Source organism: Phenylobacterium sp. (assembly GCF_019636135.1).
Lineage (GTDB): Bacteria > Pseudomonadota > Alphaproteobacteria > Caulobacterales > Caulobacteraceae > Phenylobacterium.
This window is the reverse complement of the sequence record NZ_JAHBYD010000020.1, coordinates 16,702-37,053: the sequence shown is the minus strand read 5'-3', so window position 1 is coordinate 37,053 and position 20,352 is coordinate 16,702. Positions and strand designations below refer to the sequence as shown.

At 71.4% G+C, this 20,352-nt stretch carries 18 protein-coding genes and 1 pseudogene; 15 read left to right on the top strand and 4 right to left on the bottom strand.

Features of this window, described 5'->3' with window-relative positions; translation table 11 throughout:
- The first annotated feature begins 359 nt into the window (after nt 1-359).
- From KF737_RS14645 to KF737_RS14595, 11 genes are all read left to right on the top strand, one after another.
- Nucleotides 360-584 (top strand): hypothetical protein, encoded by a 225-nt coding sequence (locus tag KF737_RS14645; RefSeq protein WP_296456173.1) that lies wholly within the window; start codon nt 360-362, stop codon nt 582-584.
- A 34-nt stretch (nt 585-618) separates the two neighbouring features.
- Nucleotides 619-1,005: a helix-turn-helix transcriptional regulator gene (locus tag KF737_RS14640; protein ID WP_296456170.1), complete on the top strand. Its 387-nt coding sequence runs from the start codon at nt 619-621 to the stop codon at nt 1,003-1,005.
- Between the two features lie 9 nt (nt 1,006-1,014).
- On the top strand, nt 1,015-2,352 hold the full coding sequence (locus tag KF737_RS14635; protein ID WP_296456168.1) for a M20/M25/M40 family metallo-hydrolase: 1,338 nt from the start codon (nt 1,015-1,017) through the stop codon (nt 2,350-2,352).
- Between the two features lie 163 nt (nt 2,353-2,515).
- Nucleotides 2,516-2,779, top strand: coding sequence for a flagellar biosynthesis protein FliQ (gene fliQ / locus KF737_RS14630; RefSeq protein WP_293480838.1), 264 nt, complete (start codon nt 2,516-2,518; stop codon nt 2,777-2,779).
- 12 nt (nt 2,780-2,791) lie between these two features.
- Nucleotides 2,792-3,553 carry a flagellar biosynthetic protein FliR gene (fliR, locus tag KF737_RS14625; protein ID WP_296456165.1) on the top strand — a complete coding sequence of 254 codons (762 nt, stop codon included), beginning with the start codon at nt 2,792-2,794 and terminating at the stop codon, nt 3,551-3,553.
- An 85-nt stretch (nt 3,554-3,638) separates the two neighbouring features.
- Nucleotides 3,639-4,718 (top strand): flagellar biosynthesis protein FlhB, encoded by a 1,080-nt coding sequence (gene flhB, locus KF737_RS14620; protein ID WP_296456164.1) that lies wholly within the window; start codon nt 3,639-3,641, stop codon nt 4,716-4,718.
- Between the two features lie 253 nt (nt 4,719-4,971).
- Nucleotides 4,972-7,044, top strand: coding sequence for a cell cycle histidine kinase CckA (gene cckA / locus KF737_RS14615; protein ID WP_296456388.1), 2,073 nt, complete (start codon nt 4,972-4,974; stop codon nt 7,042-7,044).
- A gap of 82 nt (nt 7,045-7,126) precedes the next feature.
- Nucleotides 7,127-8,173: a tetratricopeptide repeat protein gene (locus tag KF737_RS14610; protein WP_296456161.1), complete on the top strand. Its 1,047-nt coding sequence runs from the start codon at nt 7,127-7,129 to the stop codon at nt 8,171-8,173.
- A 13-nt stretch (nt 8,174-8,186) separates the two neighbouring features.
- Complete coding sequence (locus tag KF737_RS14605; RefSeq protein ID WP_296456158.1) at nt 8,187-8,435, top strand: hypothetical protein; 249 nt, start codon at nt 8,187-8,189, stop codon at nt 8,433-8,435.
- 372 nt (nt 8,436-8,807) lie between these two features.
- On the top strand, nt 8,808-9,620 hold the full coding sequence (locus KF737_RS14600; protein WP_296456155.1) for an SDR family NAD(P)-dependent oxidoreductase: 813 nt from the start codon (nt 8,808-8,810) through the stop codon (nt 9,618-9,620).
- 6 nt (nt 9,621-9,626) lie between these two features.
- Nucleotides 9,627-10,358, top strand: coding sequence for a dienelactone hydrolase family protein (locus KF737_RS14595; RefSeq protein WP_296456152.1), 732 nt, complete (start codon nt 9,627-9,629; stop codon nt 10,356-10,358).
- Nucleotides 10,359-10,370: 12 nt separating this feature from the next.
- Here the strand turns inward: KF737_RS14595 and KF737_RS14590 are convergent, their stop codons facing one another.
- Nucleotides 10,371-11,210, bottom strand: a complete 840-nt coding sequence (locus KF737_RS14590; RefSeq protein WP_296456149.1) for a phytanoyl-CoA dioxygenase family protein — start codon at nt 11,208-11,210, stop codon at nt 10,371-10,373.
- A 212-nt stretch (nt 11,211-11,422) separates the two neighbouring features.
- Here KF737_RS14590 and KF737_RS14585 point away from each other — a divergent pair, with 212 nt between their 5' ends.
- Both KF737_RS14585 and KF737_RS14580 read left to right on the top strand, forming a co-directional pair.
- Complete coding sequence (locus KF737_RS14585) at nt 11,423-12,106, top strand: PEPxxWA-CTERM sorting domain-containing protein (RefSeq protein WP_296456146.1); 684 nt, start codon at nt 11,423-11,425, stop codon at nt 12,104-12,106.
- A 98-nt stretch (nt 12,107-12,204) separates the two neighbouring features.
- Nucleotides 12,205-12,963, top strand: a pseudogene (locus tag KF737_RS14580) (TauD/TfdA dioxygenase family protein); the annotation flags it as partial.
- A gap of 55 nt (nt 12,964-13,018) precedes the next feature.
- On the opposite strand, the gene KF737_RS14575 reads toward KF737_RS14580, so the two are convergent.
- The 3 genes from KF737_RS14575 to KF737_RS14565 form a co-directional block, all read right to left on the bottom strand.
- Nucleotides 13,019-13,618 (bottom strand): TlpA disulfide reductase family protein, encoded by a 600-nt coding sequence (locus KF737_RS14575; protein WP_296456143.1) that lies wholly within the window; start codon nt 13,616-13,618, stop codon nt 13,019-13,021.
- Nucleotides 13,619-13,661: 43 nt separating this feature from the next.
- Nucleotides 13,662-14,885: a TIGR03862 family flavoprotein gene (locus tag KF737_RS14570; protein WP_296456140.1), complete on the bottom strand. Its 1,224-nt coding sequence runs from the start codon at nt 14,883-14,885 to the stop codon at nt 13,662-13,664.
- Nucleotides 14,886-15,061: 176 nt separating this feature from the next.
- Complete coding sequence (locus KF737_RS14565) at nt 15,062-16,360, bottom strand: M20/M25/M40 family metallo-hydrolase (RefSeq protein WP_296456137.1); 1,299 nt, start codon at nt 16,358-16,360, stop codon at nt 15,062-15,064.
- Nucleotides 16,361-16,543: 183 nt separating this feature from the next.
- Between KF737_RS14565 and KF737_RS14560 the strand changes: the two genes are divergently transcribed.
- Nucleotides 16,544-18,400: a DUF885 family protein gene (locus KF737_RS14560; RefSeq protein ID WP_296456135.1), complete on the top strand. Its 1,857-nt coding sequence runs from the start codon at nt 16,544-16,546 to the stop codon at nt 18,398-18,400.
- A 134-nt stretch (nt 18,401-18,534) separates the two neighbouring features.
- On the top strand, nt 18,535-20,346 hold the full coding sequence (locus KF737_RS14555) for a DUF885 family protein (protein ID WP_296456132.1): 1,812 nt from the start codon (nt 18,535-18,537) through the stop codon (nt 20,344-20,346).
- The last annotated feature ends 6 nt before the right edge of the window (nt 20,347-20,352 follow it).

Sequence of the window (20,352 nt, the reverse complement as noted above, 5' to 3'; positions counted from 1 at the left end):
GGCGCACAAAGGTAACGCCCTTTTGGGCGTTTCCTCCCTATGAACTCGCCGCGCCCCCGGGCGCGGCGTTTTTTTCGCCGACATTGCGGGCGGGGCCCCTCGGGCGGAGCGGTGCCGTCGGGCGGCGTCCGCGGAACTCGCTACGCGATCTGCCGCAGCGCATCGTCGAAATCGGCGATGTCGCAGGCTGACCGCGGCCCTTGATGTCGGCGTGCCTGCCCCGTCGGAGGCGGCTAACCCATTCTGGGACCGGGAGTTCCCCGACCCTTGCGACGCACGGGCGCTTCTCATCGAACCGCTCGTTGGGGTTGCTTGCATTCGCCTATTCGATGGTCGAGGTTCCGACAAAAGGGGGCCCCATGGATTCGGAGCACGGCAAGCGTCTCGCTCAAAATCTCATGGAGATGCTGATGCCCTACGAAGAAGAGCTGATCCAACTCGAGCGCGATGCGCCGGCGTTCGGCCCGCTTCGGCGGGCCGTGGGCATCGCGGTCGCCGAAGCCTGCTACTTCATTTCCGACAACCCCGCTCCGCAAGAAGACCTGGCGCCGCCCGCCAACGATGCGGCCAGCCGGGCGCGGTAGAGCTCAAGCCCCCCACAGGAGACCCGAAGAATCCATGGCCAACAAATCCGAAGCGGCCGCTGACCCTGTCGACGTCGCCGTCGGCGCGCGGATTCGGCTCCTCCGCAAGGTGCGTGGGCTTTCGCAACAGGCGCTGGCCGAAGCGGCCGGCGTGACCTTCCAGCAGATCCAGAAGTACGAACGCGGGGCCAACCGCGTCAGCGCCTCCATGCTCACGCGGATCGCCAAGACCCTGGGCGTGCCGGTGGCCGAGATGTTCGGGGAAGCCTCGGTCAACAGCGGCGCCGTCGACGAGGTCGCGGCCCTGCTTGCGGAGCCCGGTGCGCTGGAGCTGCTCAAGGCGTACGCGGGACTCCCTAAGGGCGTCTCGCGGTCCGCCCTGGTGGAATTCGTCCGTAGCCTGCGGAGCCAGCCGGGCTAAAAGGAAGGAATGCCCGATCGCGCATTCCCCGCCGCCGCCCTTGTGGCGGCGTGCCTCGCCGCTCAACCCGCCCTGACCTCGCAGGCCTGGGGCGCGCCCAGGCTCACGCCCGCCGAAGCGAAGATGGTCGCCGCCATCGACGCCGACCGCGGCCGCAATCTCAAGCTCCTCGAAGAGCTGGTGCGCGTGAATTCCGGCACCATGAACCTCGCGGGCGTGGAGCGCGTGGGCGCCATGCTGCGCCCCGAGTTCGAGCAACTGGGCTTCACGGTCCGCTGGATCCCGATGGCCCATGCCGGCCGCGCCGGCCACCTCGTGGCCACCCACAAGGGCGACGGTCGCGGCAAGCGGATGCTGCTGATCGGCCACCTCGACACCGTCTTCGAGCCCGACAGCGGCTTCCTGGGCTGGAAGGTCGAGGGCGACATCGCCGAAGGCCCCGGCGTCGGCGACATGAAGGGCGGCGACGTGATCATCGTGGCCGCGCTGCGCGCCATGCAGGCGGCCGGCACGCTGAAGGACGCCGACATCACCGTGGTCCTGACCGGCGACGAGGAGAAGCCCGGCGCGCCGCTGTCGGTGGTGCGCGCGGACCTTGTCGAGGCCGCGAGGAAGAGCGACGTCGCGCTTGATTTCGAAGGCCTTTCGCGCAGCGGCGGCAAGGATATCGGCTCCATCGCGCGCCGCTCCTCCACGTCCTGGACCCTCCACGCCGGCGCCCGGTCCGGCCACTCGTCGGGCGTCTGCCGCGGCGACGCGGGCTGTGGCGCCATCTACGAGCTCGCCCGCATCCTCGACGAGTTCCGCCGCGAGCTGCCCGAGCCGAACCTCACCTACAACGTGGGCCTGATCCTGGGCGGCTCGCAGGCCGAGCTGAACGGCGACGACACCGGCGGGACCGCCGCCGGCAAGCCCAACGTCATCGCCTCGACCGCCATCGCCCGCGGCGACATCCGCACGCTCTCGCCCGAGCAGGAGGCCCGTGTGCGCGAGCGCATGCAGGCCATCGTGGCGCGCCATCTCGACAGGACCGAGGCCAGGCTCGCCTTCTCCGACGACGGCTATCCGCCCATGGCGCCGACCGATGGCAACAGGGCGCTGCTCGCCAGGCTGAACGCGGTGAACGCCAGCCTGGGCCTGCCCGAGATGCCCGCCGGCGACCCCGCCAACCGCGGCGCGGGCGACATCTCCTTCGTCGCCTTCATCGACGGCCTGGTCGGCCTGGGCATGGCCGGCGAGGGCAGCCACGCGCCGGGCGAGACCGCCGACCTCAGGAGCCTCGACATCCAGGCCAAGCGCGCGGCCCTGCTCATGAGCCGTCTCGCGAAGGAGCCGCGGGCGAAGTAGGCTCGCGGCCCGTGCGACCCAAGGCGCCGATCGCCGGGACGCCGACCGCCGGGGACGACTCCGCGTTCGTTAACGGTCCTTGGCCTTTCGTTAACCATGACGGGCGATATTCGGCGGGACGGGCGGCGCGGGTGGCCGCCTCTTTCCGTATGAGGGTTTCCGCATGAATGGCGCCGAGGTTCTGGACGTCGGGCGCGACGCCATCTGGCTGACGATCCAGCTCAGCGCGCCGGTCCTGATCGTCGGGCTGATCGTGGGCGTGGGCATCGGCCTCCTGCAGGCGCTGACCCAGATTCAGGAGCAGACGCTGGTCTACGCCCCGAAGATCGTGGCGATCTTCGTCTCGCTGCTGCTCTTCCTGCCGCTGATGGGCGCGCTGATGAGCGGCTTCATGCGCAACATCGCGGCCCGCATCGCAGGCATGTAGGGCGCCGGGGCGATGGAGAGCTACGCCACCGCCCAGCAGGTCTTCGCCGCCGGCCTCGTCTTCGCGCGGCTGGGCGCCATCGTCATGCTGCTGCCGGGCTTCGGCGAGGCGTTCATCCCGCCGCGCATCCGGCTGTCGTTCGCGCTGGCGCTGACGCTGATGCTGTTCCCCGTGGTCGTCCGCGGCGTCCCGGCGATCCCGGCCGACGCCGCCGGCCTCGCCGGCGCGGTGATCAAGGAGCTCTTCATCGGCCTCCTGATCGGCGCGGTCCTGCGCCTCTTCATGAGCTCGCTGGCGACGGCCGGCGAAATCGTCTCGCTGCAGACCACGCTGTCGTTCGCCCAGACCGCCAACCCGACGCAGGCCCAGCCCTCCGCCACGCTCGGCACCTTCCTGGGGCTGATCGGCATGACCCTCATCTTCGCGACCGACCTGCACCAGCTCTTCCTGAACGCGCTGGTGAGCAGCTTCGAGCTCTTCCCGTTCTCGCGCGCCGTGCCCGTGGCGGACGCGGGCCAGCTCGCCATCCAGACCATGGGCAGGTCGTTTGCGCTGGGCCTGCAACTGGCGGCTCCGGTGGTGGTCTTCTCGCTGGTCTTCAACATCGCCACGGGCCTCGTCGGGCGGGTGATGCCGCAGTTCCAGGTGTTCTTCGTCGCCGCCCCGCTCAGCGTGATGCTGGGCCTGTCGATCTTCGCCCTCAGCCTGGGGACGATCGGGATGATCTGGGTGGACCGCTATCGTGACCTCATCGGGACGTTCGCGCCGCGATGACCCTGCTTCGCCAAGGCTTCGCAGGGCTTCGCCCCCGCTCTGAAGCAGGACCTGTCCTGCGAAGCTCCGCCAGGAGCGAAGCAGGATGAGTGAAGGTCCCGATCGCGAGTCCAAGACAGAAGAAGCCACCCCGCGAAAGCTCGAGCAGGCGCGGGAGAAGGGCGACGGCGCCAAGACCATGGACCTGGCGTCGTTCGCGACGCTGTCGGCGGCGTCCGCCGTGGTGCTGGTCGGCGGCGGCTGGCTGTCGCGCAACATGGCCTCGCAACTGCTGCCGTTCATCGCCCGGCCCGACCAGATGATCCTGGAAGGCGGCGGCGGGGTCCGGGTGCTGAAGTACGCCCTGATGGCCGGCGCGCCTGCGCTCCTGTTCGTGATGGCGGCCACCGCGCTCTCGGGCGTGGCCGCCAACCTCGTCCAGAGCGGCCTGCGCATCACGCCCGACAAGCTGAAGCCCGACTTCTCCAAGATCGACCCGCGCAAGGGCCTGCAGCGCATGTTCGGCCCCGACGCGCTGATGCAGTTCGTGAAGTCGATCGTGAAGGTGATCGCCATCGCGGTCATCGGCTGGGTGGTGCTGAAGCCGGCGGTCGAGACGTTCGCCTCGCTCTCGGCCCTCGATCCGGCGGCGATGCTGCCATACTGCCTCGACATCCTGAAGCGGCTGGTGTTCTCGGTGGCGGCCTTCACCCTGGTCATCGCCGGCGCCGATTTCCTCTGGCAGCGCCGGCGCTTCCTGGTCCGCATGCGCATGACCAAGGAGGAGGTGAAGGAGGACTACAAGCAGACCGAGGGCGACCCCCATGTGAAGGCGCGCCAGCGGCAGCTCCGCCACGAGCGCGCGCGGCGGCGCATGATGCAGGCGGTGCCCGAGGCGACGGTGGTGGTCATGAACCCGACCCACTACGCCGTGGCGCTGAAGTACGAACAGGGCGAGCACGCCGCGCCCGTGTGCGTGGCCAAGGGCCTCGACTCGCTGGCGCTCAAGATCCGCTCGGTGGCCGAGGAGGCCGGCGTGCCGGTCATCGAGGACCCGCCGCTCGCGCGCGCGCTCTACGCCGCCGTCGAGATCGAGGAGATGATCCCGCCCGCCCACTTCGAGGCCGTGGCCAGGATCATCGGCTTCATCATGGGCTCGGCCCGCAACCGCCCCGCCCACCATTGACCGCGAAGGATGCGCCCCGTCGAAAAGGCCGCGAAGCGGCACCGTCCTATTCAAGGAACCACAGAAGGACACGGAAAACACAGAAGGAGCCGCCGGATTTCTGTGTTTTCCGTGTCTTCTGTGGTTCCAGACGACTGAGCCTCCGCTGGCGCGGGGTCTCCGGGCGCCTTCGTGATTTTCGTGTCTTTCGTGGTTCCCAAGGCCCTGTGACAGAATGCAGATCATCGATTCGCCGGAGGCGCCGACGCTCGCCATGGCCGAGCCGCCGACCAGGACCCGCAAGACCGACCCGCTGATCGCGCTGGCCGTGCTGTTCTTCCTGCTGGCCGTGGCGTTCGCCGCCGCGCCGCTGGTGAACCGCGGGCCCGAGACGCTGGCGGGATCGCTGCTGCTGTTCGGCCTGGCCGGCGTCTGCTGCCTGGGCCTCTTCGTGCTGCGCGGCACGGTCGAGGAGCCGGTCGAGACCGAGGTCGGCGCCGAGACCTTCCTGTCGGCGCTGGACGAGCCCGCGGCCGTGGCCGCGCCCGACGGCCGCCTGCTCACCACCAACCCGGCCTGGCGCGAGGCCATGGGCGCGGCCCCGCGCCTGCCCAAGAGCGGGGCGGCCGCCTCCAGCCTGTTCGGCGCGCTCGCCGCCGCCCGCCGGGGCGAACTCGGCCGCGCGACGCTGAAGACCGGCGGGCAGGAGCACGACGCCCTGGTCTCCCCGATCGGGCCGCGGCGCTTCCTCGTGCGCCTCACCGGCCGGGGCAATGGCCCGCTGGCGCTCCCGTCGTCGGCGATGGAGGTGCTGAACGCCGTCGCCGGCGCCAAGGCGCCGCCGCCCAAGGTGCTGGACGCCTTCGCCGCCGCCTCGCCGTTCGGCGCGGCCCTGCTGGAGGGCGAGGACCCGTTCGAGGCGAAGATCGTCGAGGCCAACCCGGCCCTGGCCCAGCTCGCCCCGGGCGGTGAGGCCGGCCAGGTGTTCGGCCGCCTGATCGAGGCCGCCAGCCGCCTGGACGCGGGTCTGCGCATCGACCAGGCGCGCGACGGCCACACCCCGCTCGAGGTGCGCCTGGCGCACGACCCGGCCCGCATCGCCCACCTCTATCTGTCGCAGGGCGGCGGCCGCTGGGTGGCCTACCTCGTCGACGTCTCCGACCAGAAGCAGGTCGAGCTGCAGCTCGCCCAGAGCCAGAAGATGCAGGCCATCGGCCAGCTCGCCGGGGGCGTGGCGCACGACTTCAACAACCTGCTCACCGCCATCCTGATGCAGCTCGACGTGCTGGCCACCCGCCACCCGGTGGGCGACCCCAGCTACGAAGGCCTCAACGAGATCAAGCAGACGTCCATGCGGGCCGCCGACCTGGTCCGCAAGCTGCTGGCCTTCTCGCGCAAGCAGACCGTCCAGCGCGAGATCCTCGACGTGGGCGAGATGATCTCGGAGTCCGAGGTGCTGCTGCGCCGGCTGCTCTACGAGGACATCAAGCTGGTCACCGACTACGGCCGCAACCTGCCGCACGTGCGCGCCGACCGTGGCCAGCTCGACACCGCGATCATGAACCTGGTCGTCAACGCCCGCGACGCGATCCGCAGCCACGGCGGCGGGACCATCCGCATCCGCACGGCCCGCGTGACCCAGGACGGGGCGCGGGGGCTCGGCTATCCCACCGCGGTCGGCGACCAGGCGATGGTCGAGGTCTCCGACGACGGCCCCGGCATCCCGCCCGAGGTCATGGACAAGATCTTCGACCCCTTCTTCACCACCAAGCCCGTGGGCGAGGGGACGGGGCTGGGCCTCGCGACCGTCTACGGCATCGTCAAGCAGTCTGACGGCTGGATCGCCGTGGCGTCGAAGCCGGGCGAGGGGGCGGCCTTCCGCATCTTCCTGCCGGTCCACCTCGCCCCGGTGTCGGCGGCGCCGGCGCCCGAGCCCGTGGCCCCGAAGCGCCCCGCCGCCCGCGACCTCTCCGGCGCCGGGCGCATCCTCTTCGTCGAGGACGAGGACGCGGTGCGCGGCGTCGCCGCCAAGCTGCTCCGCGCCCGCGGCTACGACGTCATCGAGGCCGCCAGCGGCGAAGAGGCCCTGGAGTACGCCGAGACCCACGCCGGCGAGATCGACCTGATGATCTCCGACGTGGTCATGCCCGGCATGCAGGGCCCCGACCTGCTGAAGCAGGCCCGCCAGTACCTGGGCGCCGCCCCGGTGATGTTCATCTCGGGCTACGCCGAGAGCGAGTTCTCCGACCTGCTGGAGGGCGAGCGCAACGTCTCGTTCCTGCCCAAGCCCATCGACATCAAGACCCTGGCCGAGCGGGTGAAGCAGGAGCTCCAGAAGGCGGCGTGACGCGGCGCCTCGGGCGTGTGCGGCGTCCGCCCGCAGGCCCGGCTTGCCAACGCGGCGCACGCAGGCCATGGGTCTGACCGCGATGTCCCAGCCCGTCCCCCAACGTTTCACCCTCACGCAACTGTTCGAGATGGCGACGGCGGCCACCCGCGAGGGCCGTCTCGCGGACGCCGAGGGCCTCTATCGCGCGCTGATGAAGGGCGATCCGCCGTCGGCGGTGCCGCTGAACCTCGGCCTCACGCTCGAAGACCAGGGCCGTCACGCCGACGCCGAGGCCCTCTACCGCGCGCAACTGGCCAGGCATCCGGGCGATCCCGAGTTCGAACGCCGCCTCGGCTACGTCCGGCTGCGGGCGGGCGACTTCGCGGCCGGCTGGCCGCTCTACGAGCGCCGCATCCGGCCCGGCATGAAGAAGCCGCAGTTCAGCTTCCCCGAGTGGACGGGTCAGCCGGTGAACAGCCTGCTGGCGGTGATGGAGCAGGGCCTGGGCGACCAGATCATGTTCGCCCGCTTCGTGAAGCCGCTGCAGGCCCAGGGCGTCGCGGTGACGATCGCGTGCCGGCCGCCGCTGAAGCGCCTGTTCGAGCATCTCGGCGCGGCGGTCATCAGCGGCGAGGGGCAGGTGCCGATCCCGCGTCACGACGCCTGGACCCTGATCGGCTCGATGCCGTGGCGCATGGGGACGACGCTCGCGACGGTGCCGCAGCCGCCCTACCTGCCGGGCGGCCCCGGCGGAACGGGGGTGGGCTTCGTCGCCCGCGGCAGCGCCGAGCACGTCAACGACCGCAACCGCTCGCTGCCAGACGACATCGCCGCCGGGATCCGGGCCTGGCCCGGCGTGACCGGCCTCGCGCCCGAGGACACCGGCGCCGGCGACCTGGAGGACACCCGCAGGATCCTCGAAGGCCTCGGCGCCGTGGTCACCGTGGACACCGCCATGGCCCACCTGGCCGGCGCCATGGGCAAGCCGACCTTCGTGATGCTGCCGTTCAACCCCGACTGGCGCTGGATGGCCGACCGCACCGATACGCCCTGGTACCCGTCGCTGCGCCTGTTCCGGCAACCCAAGCCCGGCGACTGGGCCAGCGTCGTCGCCGAGGTGAAGGCGGCGCTCGCCGCCCGCGCCTGACCCGAGGATCGCCATGACGCCCTCCCGACCGCCCGCCACCCGCGCCGGCGCCGCGGCGGTCGGCGCGGGCGCCGTGGGGACCGCGGCCCTGGGCTCGGCGATGCTGGGCGCCCTGGCCGTCGGCGCGGTCGCGCTCGGGGCGCTGGCCATCGGCCGCCTCGTCATCGGCCGGCTCACCGTCCGCAGCGTGCGCATCCGCCGCCTGGAGGTCGACGAACTCACGGTGGGCCGGCTCGACATCCGGCAAGGCGACCGTGGCTAGGGCCAATCGGCATTGCGTTCACCAGGCTTGGCCAACGGGAACCGGCCCTGATCCGGGGTGTCAGCCGCAGGCTTCCTGCGCGCCGCAGGCGCCGTCATTTGGAACCACGAACGAGCACGAAGGCACACGAACAGGCCGCAGGGGATCGCAGCGCCCGGATCATCCCCGACGCGTTCGTGCGCCTTCGCGTTCGTTCGTGGTCGAATCAAAGCGGCGCTGACGCGCCATCGAAGCCGAAGAATTCGCACGACCCCCTTCCGCCCCACTTCGCGGAAGCGTTCGCTGAAGTGGATTGGTCCTGGCCCTTGCGCCGCCCCGCGTCCCGCGCGACGCTGCCGTCGATCAGAAAGAACGGTATGGGAGGAGTGCGCGATGGCGGGCGTGAATCCGGACGGGACGCTGAAGGGCAAGGTGGCGCTGGTCACCGGCGCCAGCCGCGGCATCGGCGAGGCCATCGCCGTGCGCCTGGCCATGGAGGGCGCCAAGGTCGTCGCCTCCGCCCGCACGGCCGAGGAGGGCGAGAGCAAGCTGCCCGGCACGCTCCACGCCACCGTCGAGCGCATCCGCGCCGCCGGCGGCGAGGCCACGGCGGTCAGGGCCGACCTCTCGGTCGAGGCCGACCGCGTCCGCCTGGTCGATGAGACCGTCGCCGCCTACGGCCCCGTGGACATCCTGGTGAACGACGCGGCCGTCACCTTCTTCATCCCGGTCGAGACCTTCCCCAAGAGGCGCTTCGACCTGATGTTCGAGGTCCAGGTCTGGGCGCCGCTGCACCTGGCCCAGCTCGTCCTGCCGTCGATGCGCGAGCGCCGGCAGGGCTGGATCGTCAACATCTCGTCCGGCGCGGCCATCCACCCGCAGCAGCCCTACAACCGCCGCGGCGGCGGCACGATCTACGGCATGTGCAAGGCTGCCCTGGAGCGCTTCTCCACCGGCCTCGCCTCCGAGGTCTACGAGGACAACGTCGCCGTCAACGTCATCTCGCCCGGCCTGGTCGACACCCCCGGCGTCGCCGTCCACGGCCTGATCACCGAGGCGACCAAGGACCGCGTCACGCCCATCGAATACATCGCCGAGGCGGTCTACCGGCTTTCCATCGGCGACCCGAAGACCATGACCGGCTGCATCGACCATGCCGCCCCGATGCTGCAAGAGTTGGGGATCGCGCCCTCCGAACTCGTCTGAGGCCCCATGATCGAGCAGACCGTCGACATCCCCACCCGGGACGGGAAGACCACCACCTTCATCGTCCACCCGGAGCGCGGCGGCCCGCACCCCCTGGTGATGTTCTACATGGACGCCCCGGCGATCCGCGAGGAGCTGCGCGACATGGCCCGCCGCATCGCCACGGCCGGCTACTATGTGATGCTGCCCAACCTCTACTACCGGAAGGGCGTGCTGGAACTGGGCGACCTGCCGCCGCTGCCCGAGGCCGAGGCGCGGGCGCGGATGTTCGACCTGATGGGCTCGCTCAGCATTCCGCTCGTGATGGACGACACCGACGCGCTGCTGGACTTCGCCGACCGCGACCCGGCTGCCAGCCGCGGCAAGGCCGGCGCCATCGGCTACTGCATGAGCGGCCAGTACGCGATCAACGCCGCCGCCCGCCATCCCGAGCGGATCGCCTGCGCGGCCTCGCTCTACGGCGTGCAACTGGTCACCGACCGCCCCGACAGCCCGCACCTGGCGGCGCAGAAGACCAGGGCCGAGCTCTACTTCGCCTGCGCCGAGCACGACAGCTACGCGCCGCGGGAGATGGTCGAGGCCCTCGACGCCTCGCTGAAGGACGCCAACGCCGAGGTCGAACTCTACCCCGGCGTCCACCACGGCTTCGCCTTCCCGGGCCGCCCCGTCTACGACAAGCCCGCCGCCGAACGCCACTGGGAACGCCTGTTCGCCCTGTTCCGCCGGAATTTGGGGTAGGGCGGATGACAGCTAAGGTTTGGTCGCCCGCTGCGCCACCACCGGCGCCACCCAGTCCGGCTCCAGCGCCCGGCGCGGATGGAGCGAGCTCACCATGCCCATGAACGGCGGGTGGATGTCGTAGCCCAGCAGCGCCTGGAGCCGCGGCGACATCGCCCGCGCCTGCTCCGGCGGGATGCCGAGGAAGAAGTTCTCCTGCGTCCGCCCCCAGGGCTCGCAGTACTGGTTGGTGAAGCCCAGGCGCGGCCGCCCGGTCCGGTTCGCGCCCCCACGGTGCAGGCAGGTCCCGGCCATGACGAAGCACGCGCCCGCCGGCATCTCCATCGGGACCAGCATGGCCTCCAGCGCCTCCTGCGTCTCGGGCCGCTCAGGCGCGCCGGGGTCGCCCCACAGGTGGCTGCCGGGGATCACCTCGGTGCAGCCGTTGGCCTGGGTGAAGTCGTCCACCGCCGCGATCACCGTCATGCTGATCGCCGGGCGCGGCCGCGGCTGGCGGTAGAAGCCGTCGTCGGTGTGGATGTCCTGCGCCGTCTCGCCCGGATTGATCTGGATCGACTGGCTGGCGGTCAGCAGGTAGCCGGGCTGCAGGAACCGGTCGAGGATGGCCATGAGCCGTGGCTCGGCCGTCAGCTCCTCGAACACCGCGCCCCGCGCCACCAGCGTGTAGACCCGCTCGGTCCTGTAGCCCTCGAAGCTGTTGCGCCCATGGCGCCGGTCCTGAAACGGCGCCAGCGTCTCGCGGACCCTGGCGAGGGTGGCCGCGTCCATGAAGTCGCGGATGACCGTGAAGCCGCGCGCGTGGATCTCGGCGGCGTGGGCGTCGGCGTCGAACCGGGCGGTCGGTTTGTCCATGTCGCGGGGCCTTTCGCGCCTCGTGCGAGCGTAAGCGACCCGGCCCGCCGCCGTCATGGGCCAATCTGCGCAAACCCGCCGTACCGCCCTGGGCGATCCGCCGCTCGCCTGTCGGGCGAACAATCACCTGATCAGGTGATCGACCGAGGGACCGCCCCGCACCTAGCCTTGGCCCAACATCACCCACGGCTTCTGTCCGGGAGGACCTCGAGATGACGCTCCGCACCACCTTCGCCGCCGCCGCGGCGGTCGCCCTCATGCTGCCGCTCACCGCCCAGGCGGCGGCCGTCTACGACAACGACGTCCAGCGGGTCGATCCGATCGGCGCCTGCAACTTCAACACGACCTGCGGCGACGTCCAGGTGGCGCAGAAGTTCACCCTGGCGTCTGCGGCGACGCTGAAGTCGGCCAGCTTCTGGACCTTCAACGACCCGCTCGAGAACAACGGCGGCCAGGCGAACTGGGCCTTCTATCAGGCCGACGGCGACGGCGGCCAGCCTGGCACGCTGATCGCCTCCGGCACGAGCGGCCCCGTCGATCTGACCACCGACAGCAGCGGCTGGCTGGGCGGTTTCGATCTGGTCCTGAACGCCTTCAACCTGCCGTCCGTCTCGCTGGGCGCGGGCTCGTACTACTTCGGCCTGCGATACGACACGCCCGTGTACACCAGCTATCTCGCCATGGGCGAGGACAACGCTGGCGCGTTCAGGTCCAACGACGGCGGCGCCAACTGGACGCCCAGCTATACGGAGAACCTCGTCCACGGCGTCGCGGTCGCGCTCTACGACACGCCGGTCGGCGGCGCCGTGCCCGAGCCGGGCGCCTGGGCGCTGATGATCCTGGGTTTCGGCGCCGCAGGCGCCGCGCTCCGCCGCCGCCGGATCGCGATGGCCTGACCGGTCGGGAGGGGACGTCCGCGGCGGGCGCGGGTTTGTCCATCGGGCGTTCTCTCCCTATTCTCACGGCCCAGGGCAGCCACGCCCGCGGAGCCGTCATGAGCCAGTCGCTGCAAATCCGCCGGACCGCCGGCGCGCTCGGGGCCGAGATCGGCGGCGTCGACCTGTCCCAGGACCTCTCCGACGACACCATCGCGCAGATCCGCGCCGCCCTGGTCGAACACCAGGTCATCTTCTTCCGCGACCAGGCGCTGACCCCGGCCCAGCAGGTGGCGTTCGGCCGCCGCTTCGGCCCGCTCAACATCCACCCCTACGTCAGCGGCATGGCCAGCCAGCCCGAGGTGATGGAGATCATCAAGGAGCCGTCCGACCGCATCAACTTCGGCGGCGGCTGGCACTCCGACATGAGCTTCCTGGAGACCCCGGCGATCGGCTCGATCCTCTACGCCGTCGAGCTGCCCGAGTGGGGCGGCGACACCCTGTTCGCCAGCCAGGCCGCCGCCTACGACGCGCTCTCGGACGGCCTGAAGGCCACGCTGGAGGGCCTGAACGCGGTCCACTCGGCCTCGAAGGAATACGCGCCCACCGGCCACTCGGCGCAGAAGCGCGGCTCCATGCAGGTGGCCGAGGCCGACGGCTACGTGGGCGAATACGTCCACCCTATCGTGCTCACCCACCCCGAGACCGGCCGCAAGGCGCTCTATGTGAACCCCGCCTTCACGCTGAAGATCGAGGGCTGGAAGACCAGCGAATCCAAGGCCCTGCTGGATTATCTTTTCCAGCACTGCCGCTACGAGGCGTTCACCTGCCGCTTCTCGTGGCGTCCCGGCTCGGTGGCCTTCTGGGACAACCGCTCGGTCTGGCACTTCGCCCTCAACGACTACCCCGGCCAGCGCCGCCACATGCGCCGCGTCACCGTCGACCCGTGGCCCAGGCAAGCCGTCGTCCTGGCGGAGGCGGCGCAGGCCCGGTCGCCACCACGGCGCGCACCGCCACGTCGATGGCGGCCAGCGTGCGTTCGCCGAAGAACCGTCCGAACGCGGCGACGGGCTGGCCGCTCGCGTCGAAGACGTAGGTCCGCGGCAGGGCGACCGTGGGCCGGTCGCTGAGGGCGAGGTAGAGCGCCTTCCCGTCGAGCCCTTGCGTGTAGTTCATCTCGGCCTTGCGGCGGAACTGGTCGAGGCGGGCGTCGTCGGGGCGGTTGTCGAGGTTGATCCCGACGATGGCCAACCGCTCGTCCGGATAGGCGCGGCGCAGGCGCGCGAGCCGGCGGCCCTCCAGAGCGCATGGCGCGCACCAGGTCGCCCAGAAGCTCACCACCGCCGGCCGCGGCGGCCCGAGCAGGCGGCCCAGGGTCGAGGCCTCGCCGTCCACGCGCCTCACAGGCAGGTCGCGGTAGCGGGGGAGGGGGCCCGGCATCTCCGGCTGCTCGGCGAGCGCCTTGTCGGCCGCGACGGCCGGGGACGCCGCGAGGGCGGCCAGGCCGGCGAGCAGGAGGCGGCGGTCGAGCATGACCTCCACGCTCGGCCCGCCAGCCTGAACGCCTCCTGAACGGTCAAGCCCGGCCGCGCGCCGTCCACGCCAGCACGCCCTCGGCCGCCCGCGCGGCGGTCGCAAAGGTCGCCTGCAGCAGGTAGCCGCCGGTCGGCGCCTCCCAGTCCAGCATCTCGCCCGCCACGAACACGCCCGGCCGCGCCCTCAGCATCAGCCGCTCGTCCACGGCGCCCAGCCGCACCCCGCCGGCCGAGGAAATGGCGCGGGCGAGGCCCTGCATGCCGGTCAGCCGGACCGGTGCGGCCTTGATCGCCTGGGCCAGGGCGGCGGGCTGCGCGGGAAGGTCCTTGCCGTGCGCCTCGCGCAGCAGGTTGGTCTCGACGGGCGACAGCTTCAGCGCCTTGCGCAGATGGTTCGACAGCGACTGTGCGCCGCGCCCCTGGCCCAGCCGGGCGGTCAGGGCGCCTGCGCTCATGTCCGGCCGCAGGTCGAAGCTCACCGTCGCCGAGCCGTCCGCGTCGATGGCGTCCCGGAGCGGCGCGGACAGCGCGTAGACCGCGCCGCCCTCCAGGCCGTAGCGGGCCACCATCGCCTCGCCGCGAACGCTGCGCTCGCCGAACGTCAGCGCGATCCCCTTCAGCGGCTGGCCGGCGAACCCCTGCATCACCGGGCTCCAGGCCACGTCGAAGCCCATGTTGGCCGGCCGGAACGGCGCGACGTCGCCGATCCACCCGGCCCAGGCCCCGTCCGACCCCAGCTTCGGCCAGCTCGCCCCGCCCAGCGCCAGCACGGTCGCGTCCGGCCGCGCCACGGCCTCGCCGTCCGGCGTCGCGAACCGCAGCGCCCCGTCGTCCGCCCAGCCGAGCCACGCGCTGCGCGTGCGCACCGCGACGCCCAAGCCCGCCAGCCGCGCCAGCCACGCGCGCAGCAGGGGCGAGGCCTTCATCGCCTTCGGGAACACCCGCCCCGACGAGCCCACGAAGGTCGGCTGACCGAGCCCCTCCGCCCACGCGGCCAGCTCGCCCGGCGGAAACGCCGCCAGCATCGGCCGCGCCCAGTCCGCCGCCGCGCCGTACCGCCCGGCGAACGCCTCGAACCCTTCGGAGTGCGTCAGGTTCAGCCCGCCGCGCCCGGCCATCAGGAACTTCCGCCCCACCGACGGCATCCGCTCCCAGACGGTGACCGCACAGCCCGCCACCGCCAGCCGCTCGGCCGCGAACAACCCCGCCGGCCCCCCGCCGACGACGGCGACGGTCTTCTGTGCGGAGCGGACGCTGTGGGCCATCATCTCCCTCTAGTACGTCATGGCCGGCCTTGTGCCGGCCACCCATGAACTCCGTGCCTGATGAATAGCCGCTGCGTCGCCGCTGCAGGGTTTCCTGCGACGTCGGTGTTCATGGGTGGCCGGGACAGGCCCGGCCATGACGAGCTGGGAGTTTGGGTCGAGGGTAGGGCTGATCCCTACGTCCCCGCCACCGCCAGCAGGGCCGCCAGGCCCACGCTCATGCCGTTCAGGCTCTCGGGCTTGGAGACGTCGATCCACTCGTCCGGCGCGTGCGCCCGGCCGCCTTCGCCGCCCGAGCCGATGGTGACGGCCGGGATGCCCAGGCTGATCGGCACGTTGGAGTCCGTCGAGCTGGCCCCCAGGATCGGGGTGTAGCCCGCCGCCTTCACCGCCGCCGAGGTGAGCTGCACGATCTCGGCGTCTTCCTTGGTGGCCCCCGTCGGCCGGTCGCCGATCTGCTTCACCTCGGCGCTGATCGCGCCCGCGCGGGTCGAGCGCGCCGCGTTCTCCTGTTCCACCGCCTGCTTCACGATGGCCAGGAACTGCCCGTCGATCTTCGCGAGCTCCTCCTTGCTCTCGGAGCGCATGTCGACCTCGAGCCAGATGGCGTCCGGGATCGAGTTCACGGATGTGCCGCCCCCGACCACGCTGGTCATGTAGGTGGTCTTCGGCTGGGCCGGCGTCCTGATCTTGTTCATCTCGACCACCGTGGTCCCCATGGCCGCCATCGGGTTCACCAGGCCGAACGCGCCATAGCTGTGCCCGCCCGGCCCCTTGAACGTCACGCGATAGCGCCGCGAGCCCACCGCGCCATAGGTCACGCGGTCGGCCGACGTCCCGTCCATCGAGAAGAAGGCGGCGATCCGGTCCTTGTACTTGCCCTTGCCGAACAGGAAGCGCGTGCCGCGCAGGTCGCCCGGGCCTTCCTCGCCCACGTTGCCGACGAACAGGATGTCCTTCCTCGTCCTGATCTTCGCGGCGTCGAGCGCGCGGACGTAGCCCAGCACCACCGCCAGCGAATGGGTGTCGTCCCCGACGCCCGGCGCATGCAGCCTGGTCCCCTCGCGGCGCACCTTCACGTCCGTGCCCTCGGGAAACACGGTGTCGAGGTGCGCGGCCAGCACCACCACGGGCCCGCCCGCGGCGCCCGTCCCGCGGCGCAGGCCCATGACGTTGCCCTCGGCGTCCATCTCGACGTCGGTCAGTCCCGCGGCCTTCAGCATCGCCATGTAGGCCTGCCCGCGCGCCGTCTCCTTGAACGGCGGCGCGGGGATCTCGGTGAGCTGGATGGTCTCGGCGACGATGCGGTCGTGGTCGGCGTCCAGCGCGGCCTGCGCGGCCTTGAAGCCGGGGCTCTTGCGGATGGCGGCGATGGTCCGGTCGGCCGCGCCGGGCGTGGCGGCGCCTGCGGTCAGGGGCAGGGCCACGGTGAGCGAGAGGACGGCGGCGAGGACATGCCGCGAGACACCGAACATCGTGATGGAATCCTTGTGATCGGGCCGGGACGGACGACGAAATCCGACCTGCCTCCCGTCGGCCCGGGCGGCAAGCCATTTCGCATTACCGGGAATTAATGTTTCCATCCCGTCCGCTCGGCTTGCCGCGACCTTCGCCGCGGTCCTAAGCCTGGGCGGGTCCTACGTGGGGAGGCGTAACCAATGCACAGCCGTCGGCAGCTCTTGACCCTGGCGGGCGCGCTCGCGCTCTCCGGATGCGCCACCGCCGACGAGAACCTGCCGCCGATCCCGCCGCCGCCGCCCCAGGCGCCGCCGCCGCCCAGGCCGCCGTCGGCCGAGTCGCACCTCAACAGGCTGATGGCCGACTTCTTCGACGAGAACCTGCGCGAGAGCCCCGAGCTCGCCACTTCGCTGGGCCTCGACAAGGGCAAGCTGGCCGACGAGGCCGGCAAGCTCTCCGACGCCTCGATCGCCGGCGTCGACCGCCGCCGCAAGCTGAACGCCGACCAGCTCCGCCGCCTGAAGGCCGTCAACCGCAAGGCGCTGACCGGCATGGCGGCGGTGAACTACGATTCCATCCTGTTCGAGCTGCAGTCGACGGCCGACGCGGACGCCCGCTTCGTCTACGGCCGCCAGGGCGCCGGCGCGCCCTATGTCCTCTCCCAGATCACCGGCGTCTGGCAGGACGCGCCCGACTTCATGGCCACCCAGCACCGGATCGAGAGCCGGGAGGATTGCGACGCCTACCTCTCGCGCCTGGAGGCCATCGGCCGGGTCATGGACCAGGAGATCGAGCGGGTCCGCCGCGACGCGGGCCTGGGCGTCGTCCCGCCCGACTTCGCGGTCCGGGGCTGCATCGCCGGCATGAAGGGCCTGCGCGTCCCGGCCGACAGGTCGACGCTGGTCAGCGCGCTCGCCGCCCGCGCCAGGGCCAAGGGCATCCCCGGCGACTGGGCCGCCAGGGCCGCCGCCGCCTACGAGGCCAAGGTGCTGCCCGCCCTCGACCGCCAGATCGCGCTGATGGAGGAGCTGCGCGGCAAGGCCGTCCACGACGCCGGCGTCTGGCGCCTGCCGGACGGCGAGGCCTACTACGCCCAGTCCCTGGCCAACGCGACGACCACGAAGCTGACGCCGGCCGAGGTCCACCAGATGGGCCTCGACGTGACGAAGGAGCTGCACGCCCGCGCCGAGGTGCTGTTCAGGCAACTGGGCTTCACCCGGGGCGGCATCGGCCAGCGCTACCAGGCGCTCTACGCCTCGAAGAAGGGCGTCTATCCGAACACCGACGCCGGCAAGGCCAGGATCATCGCCGACCTCAACAAGGAGGTCGCCCGCATCCGCGCCCGCCTGCCCGAACAGTTCGGCACGCTGCCCAAGGCCGATGTGGAGATCCGCCGCATCCCGGCCACCACCGAGCAGGGCGCCTCGACCCACTACGAGGCCCCGAGCCTGGATGGGTCGCGTCCCGGCATCTACTGGCTGAACCTGCGCGACACGGCCGAGAGCCCGTACTGGTTCCTGCCGACCACCACCTTCCACGAGGCCATCCCCGGCCACCACATGCAGATCGCCCTGCAACGCGAGGCCGACCTGCCGATGCTGCGCCGCGTGCAGGGCTTCGGGGCCTACGCCGAGGGCTGGGCGCTCTATTCCGAGCAGGTCGTGCAGGAGATGGGGCTCTACAAGGGCGAGCCGCTGAACGAGCTGGGCTATATCCACGACGCCCTGCTGCGCTCGGCCCGCCTGGTCACCGACACCGGCCTGCACGCCCTGAAATGGAGCCGCGAGAAGGCCATCGCGACGATGCGCGACATCGAGGGCGACCCCGAGCCGCTGGCCGCCCAGGAGATCGAGCGCTATTCGGTCTGGCCGGGCCAGGCGTGCAGCTACATGGTGGGCAAGCTCACCATCCTGCGCCTGCGCGAGAAGGCGAGGGCGGCGCTCGGCGACCGCTACGATCCGCGCAGGTTCCACGACGCGATCCTGCTCTCGGGCTCGATGCCGCTGACCGCGCTGGAAAGCGTGATCGACAACTACATCGCCGCGAACAGGGCCTGACCATGCACGACGCCGCCACCCTCATCGCCCCTCCCCCTTGCGGAGAGGGGTTGGGGGTGGGGGTGTCCGCGCAGCGTTCCACGTTCGGCGCCCCCACCCCCAACCCCTCCCCGCAAGGGGGAGGGGAGACGGCCGTGACGAGGTTCGACCGACGCGCGTTCCTGGCGGCTGCGGCCGGGGTGGCCCTCGCCCCCGCCGCCGCGGCGGTCACACCCGAGGATACGAAGCTCCGCGCCGTCTTCGACCGCATCTTCGAGGCGGTGCTGGACGACGACCCCGAGACCGTCACCGCGCTCGGCCTCGACAAGGACGCCCGCGCGGCGGCGAAGTCGAAGCTCTCCGACGCTTCGGTCCAGGGCTTGGACGCGGACAAGGACCGTACGGCGGCGCACCTGAAGCTGCTGAAGACGGTGGACCGCGCCCGGCTCAGCCCGCCCGAGCAGGTCAACTACGACGCCGTCCTCTTCACCCTGGCCGGCGACGAGGCGGCGGGCCGCCGGTACGCCTACGGCTACGAGGGCGCGGGCGAACCCTACGTGCTCAGCCAGCTCACCGGCGCCTACCAGGACATCCCGGACTTCCTCGGCACGCAGCACACGATCGAGACCAGGGCCGACGCCGACGCCTACCTCGAACGCCTGGTCGCCTTCGCCGTCGTGATGGACCAGGAGGTCCAGCGGACGCAGCGCGACCGCAACCTCGGCGTCGTCCCACCCGACTTCATCTGCGAGCGCACCCTCGCCCAGATGACGGCGCTCCGGGCCTCCGAGCCCGCCCAATCGCCGCTGGTCACCCAGCTCACCGCGCGGGTGAAGGAGAAGGGGATCGAGGGGAACTACGCCGCCGCCGCCGAGCGCGCGCTGACGGCCTACGTCTACCCCGCCCTCGACCGTCAGATCGCCGCGATGCAGGGCCTGAGGGCCGTCGCCCGGCCCGACGCCGGCGTCTGGAAGCTACCCGGCGGCGCGGGCTACTACCGCGACGCGCTCCGCAACTTCACGACGACCGAGCTCACGCCCAGGGACATCCACCGGATGGGCCTGGACCAGGCCCGCGAACTCGCCGCCCGCGCCGAGGTGATCCTGGCCAGGCAGGGGATGACCCAGGGAACCGTCGGCGAGCGCATCGCCGCCCTCTTCGCCGACCCGAAACACCACTATCCGAACACCGACGCCGGCAAGGAGAAGCTGATCGCCGACCTGAACGCCGTCGTGGCCGAGATTCGCCCGCGCCTGCCCGCCATGTTCGGCAGGCTCCCCAAGGCCGACGTCGAGATCCGCCGCGTGCCGAAGTTCATCGAGGCCGGCGCGCCGGGCGGCTACTACAACCGCCCGCCGGTCGACGGCTCGCGGCCCGGCGTCTACTGGATCAACCTCAGGGACAGCGCCGAGAACCCGTCCTGGACGCTGAAGACGCTCACCTACCACGAGGCGATCCCGGGCCATCACCTGCAGCGCTCGCTGCAGATGGAGGCCGACCTGCCGATGCTGCGCAAGCTGGCCGGCTTCCCGGCCTTCGCCGAGGGCTGGGCGATGTACGCCGAGCAGCTCGCGCTGGAGATGGGCGAGTACCGGGACGATCCGCTGGGCGAGCTGGGCCAGATCCAGGCCTCGCTGTTCCGCGCCGCGCGCCTCGTCGTCGACACCGGCCTGCACGCGATGCGCTGGAGCCGCGAGAAGGCCATCGCCGCCATGACCGCCATCGACGGCAGCCCGACCTCGTCGGCGGCCACCGAGATCGAGCGCTACTGCGTCCGCCCCGGCCAGGCCTGCGCCTACATGGTGGGCAAGCTCACCTGGCTGCGCCTGCGCGCCGAGGCCCAGAAGGCGCTCGGCCCGAAATTCGACATCCGCCGGTACCACGACGCCGTCCTCGCGGGCGGCGCCATGCCCCTGACCGTGCTGGAGGGCGTCGCCCGCCGCTGGACCGCCTCACAGAAAGCCTGAGTACCC